This window comes from Mixta sp. (assembly GCF_024610815.1).
Lineage (GTDB): Bacteria > Pseudomonadota > Gammaproteobacteria > Enterobacterales > Enterobacteriaceae > Mixta > Mixta calida.
In genome coordinates this window covers 1-14437 of the sequence record NZ_JANION010000227.1, presented here as the reverse complement: position 1 = coordinate 14437, position 14437 = coordinate 1, and the positions used below count along the sequence as shown (strand labels likewise).

The window sequence follows — 14437 nt, the reverse complement described above, 5'->3', positions numbered from 1 at the left end:
GAACTGGTATGTCCTGTTAAATGCGTCCAACAATGAAATAGTTTTTTGGGTTATTATTAGCCGCGACGATTTATCAACCACGCTTATTGCTTATGAATTCAACGACACGCGGGCTAAGTCCGATGCTGGTCGCCCTGATGTCCGTCGCCACCGGCCTGGCGGTTGCCTGCAACTATTACGCCCAGCCCCTGCTGGAAACCATTGCCCGCAGCTTCGATCTGTCGGTAAATCAGGCCGGTTTTATTGTCACCACGGCGCAGCTCGGTTACGCCGCCGGTTTGCTGCTGCTGGTGCCGCTGGGCGATCGCCTGGAGCGCCGCGGCCTGATTGTCGGCATGAGCCTACTGGCGGCGGGCGGCATGGTAATTACCGCGCTCTCCACGCAACTGAGCATGATGCTGCTGGGCACCGCGTTGACCGGCCTGTTTTCCGTGGTGGCGCAGCTGCTGGTGCCGCTGGCCGCCACTCTCGCCGCCCCGGAAAAACGCGGCAAAGTGGTGGGCACGGTCATGAGCGGCCTGCTGCTCGGTATTTTGCTGGCGCGCACCGTGGCCGGCGCGCTGGCGCAGCTGGGCGGCTGGCGCGCGGTGTTCTGGGTGGCGAGCGTGCTGATGGTATTGATGGCGCTGGCGCTGTGGCGCGGTCTGCCGCGCTATCGCCAGACGGTCGATCTCAGCTACCCGCAGCTGCTCGGCTCTATTTTCCGTCTGTATGCCAGCACGCGCGTGATCCGCACCCGCGCGATTATCGGCTGCCTCTCTTTCGCTAACTTCAGCGTGCTCTGGACATCCATGGCCTTTCTGCTGGCCGCGCCGCCCTGGAACTATACAGAAGGCGAAATCGGCCTGCTGGGCCTGGCGGGCGCAGCCGGCGCGCTGGCGGCGCGTCAGGCGGGCTCGCTGGCGGACAGAGGCAAGGCGCGCCTGACCACGACGATCGGCCTGCTGCTGATGCTGGCCTCATGGGGATTGACCGCGCTGGGCGCGCACTCCCTGCTGGCCCTGATCGCCGGGATTATCCTGCTCGATCTGGCGGTACAGGGCGTACATATCACCAACCAGAGCGTGATCTACCGCCGTCTGCCTGAAGCGCGCAACCGGCTGACGTCGGGCTATATGACCAGTTATTTTATCGGCGGCGCGGCAGGCTCTCTGCTCTCCGCCACAGCTTATCATTTCGCCGGCTGGTATGGCGTCTGCGCCGCAGGAACGCTATTAACTTTGCTTAATCTGTTAAGTTGGTGGGCGGGCTACCGTCATGAAGATCACAATAATTGACGAGCGATGTGTAAATAGCGTTTTTTTTCAGTAGTGGCGGGCTATAAAGCAGTTCTTCACTCTGGTATGGTTAGCGGTGAATTTGTTCATTTTAGTTATTTTTTCATAAGCAATTAGTTAGGTTATAGAAAGAGTACGGCAGGAAAGCGGGATGAAGCAGCCTGATTGCAAGCTTTATTAACCGTCCTGGTTCATTAGCGCCAGGCATGTTTTAACCGCTATCTGCGCGCGGTTTCTCAGGTTTTCGCGCTCGCCTGGTTTCCCTCAGGGAAGGCAAGCGAGCCAGCAGCCTGAACAACGGCGCGTCGATTTTGCATTTAACGGTTGTCGGCAAGCGACCGCGCGCAGCAGGACCAGCGCGCCACTGACCCGCTTTGCCGCGAGACGATCGTTGAATGAAACCCAGGCGGCCTTAGTCGGGCTGTCCGACCTTTCGGTTTATGGAGTGAGCCGGAAATTTTAGATGGTGGCGTTGCGATTGCATGAGCGATCCCTGCTGGTAACGATGTTTATGCCTGTTTCGTCATCACCATTACTATACCAGTTGCAACTAATGAGGTTCCTTTAAGATGGAAAGTTCGTTTACTCCCATTGAACAGATGCTGAATATTCGCGCTACTCGTCACAAAGATTTCCCGCTCCAGGAAATCATGCTGACGCGTCTGTGCATGCATATGCAGAGCAAGCTATTGGATAATCGCAATAAAATGCTGAAAGCTCAGGGGATTAACGAGACACTGTTTATGGCGTTGATTACGCTGGACGCGCAGGAAAATCAGAGCATCCAGCCTTCAGAGCTGAGCGCGGCGCTGGGATCTTCCCGCACCAACGCGACGCGCATTGCCGACGAACTGGAAAAGCGCGGCTGGATCGAACGCCGCGAGAGCGACAACGATCGCCGCTGCCTGCATCTGCATTTGACGGAAAAAGGCAACGCCTTCTTGCGTCAGGTGCTCCCGCCGCAGCACCAGAGCCTGCAGTATCTCTGGTCTTCCCTCAACAACAGCGAAAAAGCGCAGCTGGAAAGCCTGACGCGCAAGCTGCTGAATCGTCTTGATCAAATGGACGAAGAGGAAGTCATTTCCTCCCTCTCACACCAATAGCAATTCCTGCGACACAATCACGCTCAGAAATCGATATCTTAATTCCCTTTTATCCATGCCAGCGCCTGTTTCGCTGGCATTTTAGGCTCGGGCCACTGCGTACAGGGAGCGACGCACCCCGAAATACGTGTATACGTGGAAAACGTGGAGAGAATCATGAGTGCGAACGCGGAAACGCAACACCCGCAACAGCCCGCCAATAAGAAGAAAAAACGTAAAGGCGCGTTAATTTTTCTGGCCGTTCTGTTTGTTCTGATTGGCGTCGCTTATTTGATTTACTGGGCGCTGGTGCTGCGCCATTTTGAAGAGACTGATGACGCCTACGTGGCGGGCAATCAGGTACAGATCATGGCGCAGGTGAGCGGCAGCGTAAACAAGGTCTGGTTTGACAATACCGACTTTGTGAAAAAAGGCGACGTGCTGGTGACGCTGGATAAAACCGATGCGGAGCAGGCGTTTGAAAAAGCGCAGACTGCGCTGGCCACCAGCGTGCGACAGACGCATCAGATGATGATCAACAGCAAGCAGTATCAGGCCTCCATCGCCCTGCAAAAAACTGCCCTTGCGCAGGCGGAAGCGGACCTCAAACGCCGCGAACCGCTGGGCGCCTCTAACCTCATCGGCCGCGAAGAGTTGCAGCACGCGCGCGACGCCGTCGCCACGGCGCGGGCGCAGCTTGATGTCGCCGTTCAGCAATACAACGCCAACCAGGCGATGATTCTGGACACCTCGCTGGAAAACCAGCCGGCGGTGAAACAGAATGCCGCCGCGCTGCGTGACGCCTGGCTCGCCTTGCAGCGTACCGACATTCGCAGCCCTACCGATGGCTACGTCTCCCGCCGCAGCGTGCAGGTCGGGGCGCAAATCTCTACCACCACGCCGCTGATGGCCGTAGTGCCCGCTACCGGTGTCTGGGTAGACGCTAACTTTAAAGAGACGCAGCTGGCGGGCGTGCGCATCGGCCAACCGGCGACGGTGGTGAGCGATATCTACGGTGACGACGTGGTTTATCACGGCAAGGTCGTCGGCCTGGATATGGGCACCGGCAGCGCCTTCTCGCTGCTGCCGGCGCAGAACGCCACCGGCAACTGGATCAAAGTGGTGCAGCGCCTGCCGGTGCGTATCGAGCTGGATCCGAAGGAAGTGGCCGCGCATCCGCTGCGCATCGGTCTCTCTACGCTGGTGAAAGTGGATACCAGCAATAAAGAGGGCACGGTGCTGGCGTCTCAGGCGCGTCAGTCGCCCGCCTACCAGAGCGATGCGCTGGCGATCGATCTGGCGCCGGTCAATAAGTTAATCAGCGATATTATTCGCGCCAATGCGAACGAATAACGCAGGAGAGGGTTATGGCACAAAAACCGCTTGAAGGCGCTCAGCTGGTTCTGATGACCATCGCGCTGTCGCTGGCGACCTTTATGCAGGTGCTGGATTCCACCATCGCCAACGTGGCCATACCGACCATTGCCGGCAACCTGGGCGCCTCCAACTCACAGGGCACCTGGGTGATTACCTCTTTCGGCGTGGCGAACGCGATTTCGATCCCGATCACCGGCTGGCTGGCGAAGCGCATTGGCGAGGTGAGGCTGTTTGTGTGGTCCACCATCGCCTTTGCGCTCGCCTCTTTCCTGTGCGGCGTGGCGAACAGTCTCACTACGCTGATTCTGTTCCGCGTGATTCAGGGTCTGGTAGCCGGGCCGCTGATTCCGCTCTCGCAGAGTTTGCTGTTGAGCAACTATCCGCCCGCTAAACGCAGTATCGCCCTGTCGCTCTGGGCGATGACGGTGGTGGTCGCGCCGATCTGCGGCCCAATCCTCGGCGGCTGGATCAGCGATAACTACCACTGGGGCTGGATTTTCTTTATCAACGTGCCTATCGGCATTGTGGTGACGATCCTGACGTTACAGACGCTGCGCAACCGGGAGACCAAAACCGAAATTCGACCGATCGATACCGTGGGGCTGGTGCTGCTGGTGGTAGGCATCGGCGCGTTGCAGATCATGCTGGATCGCGGGCGCGAACTCGACTGGTTCAGCTCGACCGAAATTATCGTATTAACGGTGGTGGCGGTGGTGGCGCTCTCGGTGCTGTTTGTCTGGGAGATGACCGACGATCACCCGGTGGTGGATTTGACGCTGTTTAAGTCGCGCAACTTTACCATCGGCTGCCTGTCGATCAGCCTCGCCTATATGCTCTACTTCGGCTCTATCGTGCTGCTGCCGCAGCTGTTGCAGGAAGTGTACGGCTATACGGCGACCTGGGCGGGGCTGGCTTCCGCGCCGGTGGGAATTTTCCCGGTGATTTTGTCGCCGATTATCGGCCGCTTCGCCCACCGCATCGATATGCGCAAGCTGGTGACCTTCAGCTTTATTATGTATGCCGTCTGCTTCTACTGGCGCGCCTGGACCTTCGAGCCGGGAATGGACTTCGGCGCGTCGGCATGGCCGCAGTTCATCCAGGGACTGGCGGTGGCCTGCTTCTTTATGCCGTTGACCACCATTACGCTATCGGGGCTGCCGCCGGAGCGGCTCGCCGCAGCGTCCAGCCTGTCGAACTTCTTGCGTACCCTGGCAGGCTCGATCGGCACGTCGATCACCACGACGATGTGGACCAACCGCGAATCGATGCACCACAGCTATTTCAGCGAATCGATTACGCCCTACAGCAGCAATGCGCAGGAGACCTATCGGCAGCTGGAGCAGTTAGGCATGAGCCAACAGCAGGCGTCAGGCTATATCGCGCAGCAGATCACCAATCAGGGGCTGATTATTTCCGCTAACGAGGTGTTCTGGCTATCGGCGGGGATTTTCCTGATGCTGGTAATCACCATCTGGTTTGCGCGCCCGCCCTTTAGCTCCGGCGGCGGAGGCGGCGGCGCGCACTGATCGAACCTTTTACGCCAATGCTAAGGCGCAGAAGGTTCGGGCAGAAGCGTAAAGCGTCCCGCGCCAGGGAAGGCGCGGGCCGAGCAGTCAGGGATGACGGATTGCGTCTTTACGATCGGACCGAACCTTCGGCGCAGGCACCTGCGCCAATGTTAAGGCGCGGAAGGTTCGGGCAGAAGCGTCCCGCGTCAGGGAAGGCGCAAGCGCCTGTGGTTCAGGCATAAAAAAACGGGCTAACGCCCGTTTTTCTTTTTTTGAATCTTGCTGAATCAGCTTAGTGGTTCTGTCGCCACCACTCCGCCAGCAGAACGCCAGTCGCTACCGACACGTTCAGGCTTTCGACCTTGCCGGTGCCGTCAATCGAAACGCTCATATCGCCCTGCTTCATGGCGGATTCGGTCAGGCCGTCGCTCTCCTGACCCAGCACCAGCACCATCTTCGCCGGCAGTTTCGCCTGCGTCAGCGGCGTACTGCCTTTGTGGCTCGAGGTCGTCACGATGGTGTAGCCCGCTTTGCGGAACGCTTCCAGCCCTTTAACGAAGCTCTCGGCGCTCAGCGCCTGCACATGCTCCGCGCCGCCTTCTGCGGTACGCACCGCCGCGCCCGATTCCAGCACCGCCGCGTCGTCCACCAGCAGGCCTTTCACGCCGAAGTGCGCGCTGCTGCGCATAATGCCGCCGATGTTGTGCGGGTTGCCGATATTCTCCAGCGCCAGCACGCAATCCTGCTCGCGATCCGTCGCCAGCCATTCGCTGACCGGGGTGCCCACGCGTTTTTTAATCAGGAAGCAGACGCCGCCGTGATGCTCAGTGCCGGACGCTTTTTCCAGCTCCGCCTCTTCCACAACGTGGTAAGCCTTGCGGTTGGCTGCCAGCCAGCGCAGCGCATCGCGGAAACGCGGCGTCACGCTCTGGACGAACCAGGCGCGCACGATGCATTCAGGACGGCTCTGGAACAGCGCCTGGCAAGCGTTCTCGCCATATACGCGCGTCTCTTCCATACGCTGACGACGCAGCTGCTCAGGATCGATATAGCTCTTGCCGCTGATGCCGCCGTGATCGGGCTTGGCCTCTTCGCCCGGCGCGCGGGATACGGTGCGCCACGGCGAATCGCTGCGCGGCTGCGCGTCGCGGTCGCCACGGAAATTGTTGTCGCGGGCGCTGCGGCCGTTACGTTCGTCGCGTCCGCCACGGTTATCGCGGCTGTCGCGACCATCACGTCCGCCACGTGCGGCGCTGTCAGACTGGCGGGATGGACGACGGCTCCCTTCCTGGCGGTCAGCGCCGGGCCTGCTGCCTTTGCCCGTCCGGGGATTTTGTCCGCGTTTGTCACCATTATCTTCACCGCGAACATACATCACTTTGACTTTGCCGCTTTTACCTTTGAATTCGTCGTTCATCTGTTCCTCCACCTGCTGAGCGCGAAGCGCGAAGATTACCTGAAGCATGGGTTGTATGCCATCAACTTCCGCTAAAAGTCGCTAACTATTATATTCATTGAGCATTCCATGTTGTCGCTCAATCCGGGCCGATTGATAATTAAGCTTACGCAAAAAATTAGCGGCTCAGTAAGCCGTTAACGATAAACCCTGAGGTGATAAATGAATACGGTATGTGCATCCTGTCAGGCAACGAATCGCGTTCCGGAAGAGCGCATTGCCGATGGCGCAAAATGCGGCCGCTGTGGCAGCGAGCTGTTCGATGGCGAAGTGATTAATGTCACCACCGCCACGCTGGACAAATATTTGCAGGATGATCTGCCCGTCGTGGTCGATTTCTGGGCGCCCTGGTGCGGTCCCTGCGTGAACTTTGCGCCTGTTTATGAAGATGTCGCCGACGAGCGCAGCGGTAAGGTGCGTTTCCTGAAAGTGAACACGGAAGCGGAGCCGGAACTCAGCGCACGCTTTCGCATTCGCAGCATCCCGACCATTATGCTGTTTAAGCAGGGCCAACTGGTCGATATGCTGAACGGCGCAATGCCGAAAGCCCCGTTTAACGAGTGGCTGGACGAAGCGCTCTGATCTTTGCGGCTGGTGACGCCAGCCGCACTCCATTTCCCGCCCGCTTCCCGCTACAATGGCGTTTTTGCCAGTGCATCTTATGACTCATAACGCCGTTTTACGCCTGCGCGCCGAGCGCCTGGCGCGCGCCACCCGTCCCTTTTTAGCGCGAGGCAACCGCGTTCGCCGCTGCCAGGGCTGCCTGCTGCCGCAGAAACTTTGCCTGTGCGCCAACATCACCCCTCATCAGGCGCGCAGCCGCTTCTGTCTGGTGATGTTCGATACCGAGCCAATGAAGCCGAGCAATACTGGCCGTCTGATCGCCGATATCCTGCCGGAGACGCTGGCCTTTGGCTGGTCGCGCACTGAGCCAGACCCAGCGTTGCTTGAAGCAGTAGCAAATACTCACTATCAACCGATGGTGGTATTTCCTGAGTCCTATGCCGACCAGGGCCGTCCGGTGTTGAACCAGCCGCCAGTGACCGGCAAGCCGCCGCTGTTCATTATGCTGGACGGCACCTGGACCGAAGCGCGGAAAATGTTTCGCAAAAGCCCCTGGCTCGACGGGCTGCCCGTTATGTCATTACAGCTTACCGCCCCTTCCGCCTATACGCTGCGCGAAGCGCACGGGCCTGGTCAACACTGCACCGCCGAAGTGGCGGCAGCGCTGCTGCGCCAGGCGGGCGATACGGCGGCGGGCCAGGCGCTCAGCGATCACTTTATGCTGTTCCGCCAGCGCTATCTGGCGGGAAAACCACATCATCCAGCCCACCTCACGGCAGAAGAGGCGGAAAGCGTTTAGACTCTGAACGACTTAGGGGTTTCAGGAGCGGGAAATGAGCCAACGTGGACTGGAAGCGCTGTTAAGACCGAAATCCATCGCCGTTATCGGCGCCTCGGTAAAGCCGGGGCGCGCCGGCTATCTGCTGATGCGTAATCTGCTGGCGGGCGGCTTTAGCGGCCCGGTGCTGCCCGTCACGCCGAAATATAAGGCGGTTTCCGGCGTGCTGGCCTGGCCAGATATCGCCAGCCTGCCTTTTGCGCCGGAACTGGCGGTGATCTGCACCAACGCCAGCCGCAATCTGGCGCTGTTGCAGGAGCTGGGCGAGAAAGGCTGTAAAGCCTGCATCATTCTTTCCGCGCCGGAAAGCCAGCTGGAAGCGTTGAAAGCGTGCGCCAGCCGTTGGCAAATTCGTCTGCTTGGTCCTAACAGCCTCGGCCTGCTGGCGCCGTGGCAGGGCCTTAACGCCAGCTTTTCGCCGGTACCTATCCTGAAAGGCAAATTGGCCTTTGTGTCACAGTCCGCCGCCGTCTCCAATACCATTCTCGACTGGGCGCAGCAGCGGCAACTGGGCTTCTCCTGGTTTATCGCGCTGGGCGACAGCCTGGATACCGATATCGACGACCTGCTTGATTTCCTGGCGCGTGATGGCAAGACCAGCGCCATCCTGCTCTACCTGGAACACCTGAGCGATGCGCGCCGCTTTGTCTCCGCCTCGCGCAGCGCCTCACGCAATAAGCCTATTCTGGTGATCAAAAGCGGCCGCAGCCCGCAGGCGCAGCAGCTGTTGAAAACTCACGCCGGGCTCGACGCCGCCTGGGACGCCGCCATTCAGCGCGCAGGTCTGCTGCGTGTACAGGATACCCATGAGCTGTTTTCCGCCGTGGAAACGTTGAGCCATATGCGGCCCCTGCGCGGCGAGCGACTGATGATCGTCAGCAACGGCGCCGCGCCCGCCGCGCTGGCGCTGGATGCATTGCAGGCACGCAGCGGCAAACTGGCGCGTCTCAGTGAAGAGACACTGAACGCGCTCAGGGCGCAGCTGCCGACAGAGATCGTTCCCGGCAATCCACTCGATCTAAAGGACGACGCCACCCCGGAGCGCTACCTGCAGGCGATTTCCCTGCTGCTCGACAGTCATGAGCTGGATGCGCTGATGATTATCTACGCCCCCAGCGCCGTTGCACCGGCGACGAAAACCGCCCTGCGACTGATTGAACGGATTAAGCAACATCCACGCGGCAAAACGCTGACGCTGCTCACTAACTGGTGCGGGGAATATTCTTCACAGGAGGCGCGGCGCGCGTTCAGCGATGCGGCGATCCCGACCTATCGTACGCCGGAAGGCGCGGTGACCGCCTTTATGCATATGGTGGAGTACCGGCGCAACCAGAAACAACTGCGCGAAACGCCTGCCCTGCCCGCCACGCTGAAGCAGGATACCGCGTACGCCCATCAGCTTATTCAGCAGGCGCTGAACGAGGGCGCCACTCGCCTGGACACCCATGAGGTGCAAGCCATCTTACAGGCCTATGGCCTGACGACGCTGCCCACCTGGATCGCCGGAGATAGCGCGGAAGCGGTGCATATCGCCGGACAGATCGGCTATCCAGTGGCGTTGAAACTGCGATCGCCGGATATTCCGCATAAATCGGACGTACAGGGAGTCATGCTCTATCTGCGTACCGCCAGCGAAGTGCAGCAGGCGGCGAATGCGATTATCGATCGCGTGAAGCTGACCTGGCCGCAGGCGCGCATTCACGGGCTGCTGGTACAGAGCATGGCGAACCGCGCCGGGGCACAGGAGCTGCGGATTGTCGTTGAGCAGGACCCGCTTTTCGGCCCGGTGATCATGCTGGGCGAAGGAGGCGTCGAATGGCAGGCGGATCGTCACGCGGCGGTGGCGCTGCCTCCGCTCAATATGACACTGGCGCGCTATCTGGTGATTCAGGCGATTAAAAGCGGCAAGATCCGTGGACGCAGCGCCCTGCGACCGCTGGATATTGCGGCGCTAAGCCAGGTGCTGGTGCAAGTCTCCAACCTGGTGGTGGATTGCCCGGAAATCGAGCGGCTCGATATCCATCCTCTGCTGGCCGCCGGTGACGAGTTTACCCTGCTGGATGTGACGCTAACGCTGGCGGCGTTCAACGGCGTGAATGAATCGCGCCTGGCTATCCGCCCTTACCCGCATACTCTGGAAGAAAGCGTCACCCTTAAAAACGGCGAAACCTGCCTGTTCCGGCCGATTTTGCCGGAGGATGAACCGTTGCTGCGGCGTTTTATCGCCCAGGTCACTAAAGAAGATCTCTATTATCGCTACTTTAGCGAGATCAATGAGTTTACCCATGAGGATTTAGCCAATATGACGCAAATCGACTACGATCGAGAAATGGCTTTCGTGGCGGTGCGCGAGCAAGGCGGCGAAGCGGAGATTATCGGCGTGACCCGCGCCATCTCCGATGCGGATAATACCGACGCCGAATTCTCGGTGCTGGTGCGATCGGATCTAAAAGGAGTAGGTCTGGGCAGACGGCTGCTGGAAAAGATGATTGTCTATACGCGACATCATGGTCTGCAACAGCTAAATGGCATTACTATGCCTCGTAATCAAGGCATGATTACCCTGGCGAAGAAGCTGGGATTCAGCGTGGATGTGCAGCTGGAAGATGGTATTGTCAGTCTGCGCCTGCCTCTTAAGTACGCTGGCGAGCAACATTAACGGCGAGATCGCTCTTTAGGCGTAGTTAATGTTAATATTGTCGGTTAGGACCATGATTTCATGGCAGAAGACCACTCAATGAATAGAGAAGAAGCGCACTGTGATGTTGTCTAAATTTAAGCGCAATAAACACCAACAACACCTTGCACAGCTGCCCAAACTGTCTCAGTCAGTTGCTGATGTGACCACGCTTTACTCACCATCCGAGTTTCGCGCTACGCTGCTGGAGAAGATCGCCAGCGCGACGCAGCGCATCTGCATCGTGGCACTCTATCTGGAAAATGATGACGCCGGGCGCGCCGTCCTGTCCGCGCTCTACGCCGCCAAACGCGCGCGGCCAGCGCTGGATGTCAGCGTGTTGGTGGACTGGCACCGGGCACAGCGCGGCCGCATCGGTGACGCTAAAGGCGTGACCAATGCGGACTGGTATTGCGAGATGGCGAGCCAGAATCCCGATATCGCGATTCCGGTTTACGGCATCCCGGTCAATACCCGCGAAGCACTGGGCGTACTGCATCTCAAAGGCTTTATTATTGACGATACGCTGCTCTACAGCGGCGCCAGCCTGAACGATGTTTACCTGCATCAACATGATAAATACCGCTACGATCGCTATCAGCTGATCCGTAATCCGAAGCTGGCCGACGCCATGTTTGAATGGATCGATCGGAATCTGAAGCAAGCGGAAGCGGTGCATCGCCTCGATCAGCATGAGCGGCCGAAAAGCCCGGAAATCAAAAATGAAACCCGCCAGTTCCGTCAGGATCTGCGCGGCTTCGATTACCACTTTACGCCTGACGCCAATAACGAAGAATTGGCGGTGACGCCGCTGGTCGGGCTTGGCAAGCGCAGCCTGTTAAATAAGACCATCTACCATTTGATGCCCTGTACGGAACGCAAGTTGACGCTCTGTACGCCTTATTTCAATCTGCCAGCGATTCTGGTACGCAATATTATCTGGCTGCTGCGCCACGGCAAAGAGGTAGAGATTATCGTTGGCGATAAGACGGCCAACGATTTCTATATCCCCGAAGATCAGCCATTTAAGATTATCGGCGCCCTGCCCTATCTGTATGAAATCAATTTGCGACGCTTTCTCAGCCGACTGCAATATTATGTCGGCAACGGCCAGCTGACCGTACGTCTGTGGAAGGATGGCGATAACAGCTATCACCTGAAAGGTATGTGGGTCGATGATGAATGGATGCTGATTACCGGCAATAACCTCAATCCGCGCGCCTGGCGGCTGGATCTGGAAAACGCCGTGCTGATTCACGATCCGTTGCAACAGCTGGCCGATCAGCGCGATCGGGAACTGGCGCTGATCCGTCAGCATACGAGCGTGGTGAAGCACTTCCGCGATCTCGACAGCATTGCCGACTATCCGGTAAAAGTGCGTAAATTGATCAGGCGCCTGCGCCGTATCCGTATCGATCGTTTAATTAGCCGGATTCTGTAAGCATCAGGCGGATTGTTTGCGCCTGGCCGTTCAGGAGCTACGATGCGAATTATGCTGCTTTTACTCTGCTTATGCTGTACTGGCTGTAGCCATACCGCGCAGGATCGCTGGACTGGAAAGGATAAGGCGCAGCATTTTATCGCCTCTGCGCTGCTTTCCGTCGCTGGCAATGAATATGGTCAGCAGCAGGGCTGGAACACACGCCGCAGCAACAGCTTCGGTTTAATGTTCGCGTTCAGCCTGGGCGCAGTGAAAGAGGTGTATGACAGCCGCCCGGATGGCAGCGGCTGGAGTTGGAAAGATTTAGGATGGGATATCGCCGGCGCAGCGACCGGCTTTGTCCTGTGGAATATCGGCCAGTGAGTTTACAGCCGCATCCCCTGCCCTTTGCGATGCAGCATTAGCGAAACCAGCAGCGCCACCGCTCCCATTAGTGACACATACCAGAAAAAGTGGGTTTCATGTCCTGCCGCCTTCAACGACAGCGCCACATATTCCGCCGATCCGCCAAAGATGGCATTCGCCACCGCATAAGAAAGCCCTACGCCCATCGCCCGCACTTCCGGGGGAAACATCTCAGCTTTGACGATGCCGCTGATAGCGGTATAGAAACTGGTAATCAGCAGTGCCAACATCACCAGCATAAAGACCAGCCAACCGCTTTCAGCCTGTTGCAGCAGCGTCAGAATCGGCACGGTGCAGATCATCGCGCCAGTGCTGAATATCAGCATTGAGCTACGTCGGCCGATTTTGTCTGACAGCGCGCCGATCAACGGCTGGATCAGCATGAAAACAAACAACGCCAGCGTCATTAATCCGCTGGCAGTTTTAGCATCCATCCCGGCACTGTTAACCAGATACTTCTGCATGTAAGTAGTAAAGGTATAAAAGCTAAGCGAGCCGCCAGCGGTGAAACCCAGCACCATTAAAAAAGCGCGTCGGTGCTTCCACAACCCGCGCAGACGTCCGGCATCCTGATGCTGGCGGGTTTTATCGTCAGTCGTTTCATCCAGCGAGCGACGCAGGAACAGCGCCACGATCGCCAGAACCGCACCCAGCCCAAAAGGAATGCGCCATCCCCAGCTACGTAACGCCTCATGAGGCAATAGCTGTTGCAGCACCACGACGGTAAGCAGCGCCAGCAGTTGCCCGCCAATAAGCGTCACATACTGGAACGACGCGTAATATCCCTTGCGCCCTTCTATCGCCACTTCGCTCATATAGGTCGCGCTGGTGCCGTACTCTCCGCCAACAGACAGGCCCTGAAAAAGTCTGGCCATCAGCAGCAGTATTGGCGCCCAAATGCCTAAGGTGTCGTATCCAGGCAGGCAGGCGATCATCAGCGAGCCGAAACACATCATACATACTGAAATCAGCATAGACGTTTTACGTCCGTGGCGATCGCCAATGCGGCCAAAGAGCCATCCGCCGATAGGACGCATTAAAAAACCGGCGGCAAACACGCCTGCGGTTTGCACCAGCTGAGTCGTGGCGTTTCCTGAAGGAAAGAAAATATGCGCGAAATAAAGAGAGCAGAAGGAGTAAACGTAAAAATCGAACCATTCCACCAGATTGCCTGAGGAGGCGCCGATTATTGCGCCAATACGCTTTTTATCTGACGCCTTAGCGATCCCGGATCGCTTATTGTTGGTGACTACATCAGCCATAGATATGCCTCACTGTTGTTCCTTGCCGCTAAAAAAGACAAAAATTCAGTAAAGCATTAAAGCGCAGTGTTAAGAAAAAATTTTATGTTCAGGCTACTACTTTTGTGAAGCTGCTGGGGTTATGGCGCCAGAACAATGCTTAGCAATAAGAAAGCATTAGAGAAGTTTTTAAGAAGAAATATTGAATCCGCTTTGCCGATCAATAAGTTGAAGTTAAGAGGCAAATCTTAGCAGACGTGTTGATTGATGAGAGATATATGGAAGAGGCAGAATAAAAGTGCGGCTAAAAAATGAAAACAGAGGAAAGATTAAATAGCAGATCGGGCGTAAAAGCTTTTTTAGCGCCTGAATCCACGACGCCGCGCGTTTTTATCGGCTCTTGTTGCGGCTATCGCTACAGAATTCAAATACGAAAAAGCCTCAGCTTTCGCTGAGGCTCTGTCGTTTGTTTGATGCCTGGCAGTTCCCTACTCTCGCATGGGGAGGCCCCACACTACCATCGGCGCTGCGGCGTTTCACTTCTGAGTTCGGCATGGGGTCAGGTGGGACC

11 protein-coding genes and 1 rRNA gene are annotated in these 14437 nt (G+C 57.6%); 9 read left to right on the top strand and 3 right to left on the bottom strand.

Annotation, left to right across the window (positions count from 1 at the left end):
- The first annotated feature begins 92 nt into the window (after positions 1 to 92).
- The 4 genes from MYY08_RS17590 to emrB all read left to right on the top strand — a co-directional run bounded on the left by MYY08_RS17590 (position 93) and on the right by emrB (position 5262).
- On the top strand, positions 93 to 1277 hold the full coding sequence (locus MYY08_RS17590) for an MFS transporter (RefSeq protein ID WP_104951576.1): 1185 nt from the start codon (positions 93 to 95) through the stop codon (positions 1275 to 1277).
- Between the two features lie 569 nt (positions 1278 to 1846).
- Entirely contained in the window at positions 1847 to 2380 is a 534-nt protein-coding gene (gene mprA, locus MYY08_RS17585) for a transcriptional repressor MprA (protein ID WP_038624577.1), read from the top strand.
- 156 nt (positions 2381 to 2536) lie between these two features.
- Entirely contained in the window at positions 2537 to 3712 is a 1176-nt protein-coding gene (gene emrA / locus MYY08_RS17580; protein WP_038624575.1) for a multidrug efflux MFS transporter periplasmic adaptor subunit EmrA, read from the top strand.
- Between the two features lie 14 nt (positions 3713 to 3726).
- On the top strand, positions 3727 to 5262 hold the full coding sequence (emrB, locus tag MYY08_RS17575) for a multidrug efflux MFS transporter permease subunit EmrB (protein WP_084971273.1): 1536 nt from the start codon (positions 3727 to 3729) through the stop codon (positions 5260 to 5262).
- 274 nt (positions 5263 to 5536) lie between these two features.
- On the opposite strand, the gene MYY08_RS17570 is transcribed toward emrB, so the two are convergent.
- A complete protein-coding gene (locus MYY08_RS17570) occupies positions 5537 to 6661 on the bottom strand; it encodes a tRNA/rRNA methyltransferase (RefSeq protein ID WP_084971275.1) in 1125 nt (374 codons plus the stop codon).
- Positions 6662 to 6862: 201 nt separating this feature from the next.
- On the opposite strand from MYY08_RS17570, the gene trxC reads away from it, so the two are divergent.
- The 5 genes from trxC (at position 6863) to MYY08_RS17540 (ending at position 12583) form a co-directional block, all read left to right on the top strand.
- A complete protein-coding gene (trxC, locus tag MYY08_RS17565) occupies positions 6863 to 7282 on the top strand; it encodes a thioredoxin TrxC (protein ID WP_104951577.1) in 420 nt (139 codons plus the stop codon).
- 79 nt (positions 7283 to 7361) lie between these two features.
- On the top strand, positions 7362 to 8063 hold the full coding sequence (locus tag MYY08_RS17560) for a tRNA-uridine aminocarboxypropyltransferase (RefSeq protein ID WP_084971277.1): 702 nt from the start codon (positions 7362 to 7364) through the stop codon (positions 8061 to 8063).
- Positions 8064 to 8097: 34 nt separating this feature from the next.
- On the top strand, positions 8098 to 10761 hold the full coding sequence (locus MYY08_RS17555; RefSeq protein WP_038624569.1) for a bifunctional acetate--CoA ligase family protein/GNAT family N-acetyltransferase: 2664 nt from the start codon (positions 8098 to 8100) through the stop codon (positions 10759 to 10761).
- Between the two features lie 103 nt (positions 10762 to 10864).
- Positions 10865 to 12220: a CDP-diacylglycerol--serine O-phosphatidyltransferase gene (gene pssA, locus MYY08_RS17545; RefSeq protein WP_038624567.1), complete on the top strand. Its 1356-nt coding sequence runs from the start codon at positions 10865 to 10867 to the stop codon at positions 12218 to 12220.
- A 42-nt stretch (positions 12221 to 12262) separates the two neighbouring features.
- On the top strand, positions 12263 to 12583 hold the full coding sequence (locus MYY08_RS17540) for a YfiM family lipoprotein (RefSeq protein WP_038624565.1): 321 nt from the start codon (positions 12263 to 12265) through the stop codon (positions 12581 to 12583).
- Between the two features lie 2 nt (positions 12584 to 12585).
- On the opposite strand, the gene MYY08_RS17535 is transcribed toward MYY08_RS17540, so the two are convergent.
- Together MYY08_RS17535 and rrf are read right to left on the bottom strand one after the other, a co-directional pair.
- Positions 12586 to 13887: an MFS family transporter gene (locus tag MYY08_RS17535; RefSeq protein WP_038624563.1), complete on the bottom strand. Its 1302-nt coding sequence runs from the start codon at positions 13885 to 13887 to the stop codon at positions 12586 to 12588.
- A gap of 454 nt (positions 13888 to 14341) precedes the next feature.
- Positions 14342 to 14437 (bottom strand): 5S ribosomal RNA (gene rrf / locus MYY08_RS17530); the annotation flags it as partial.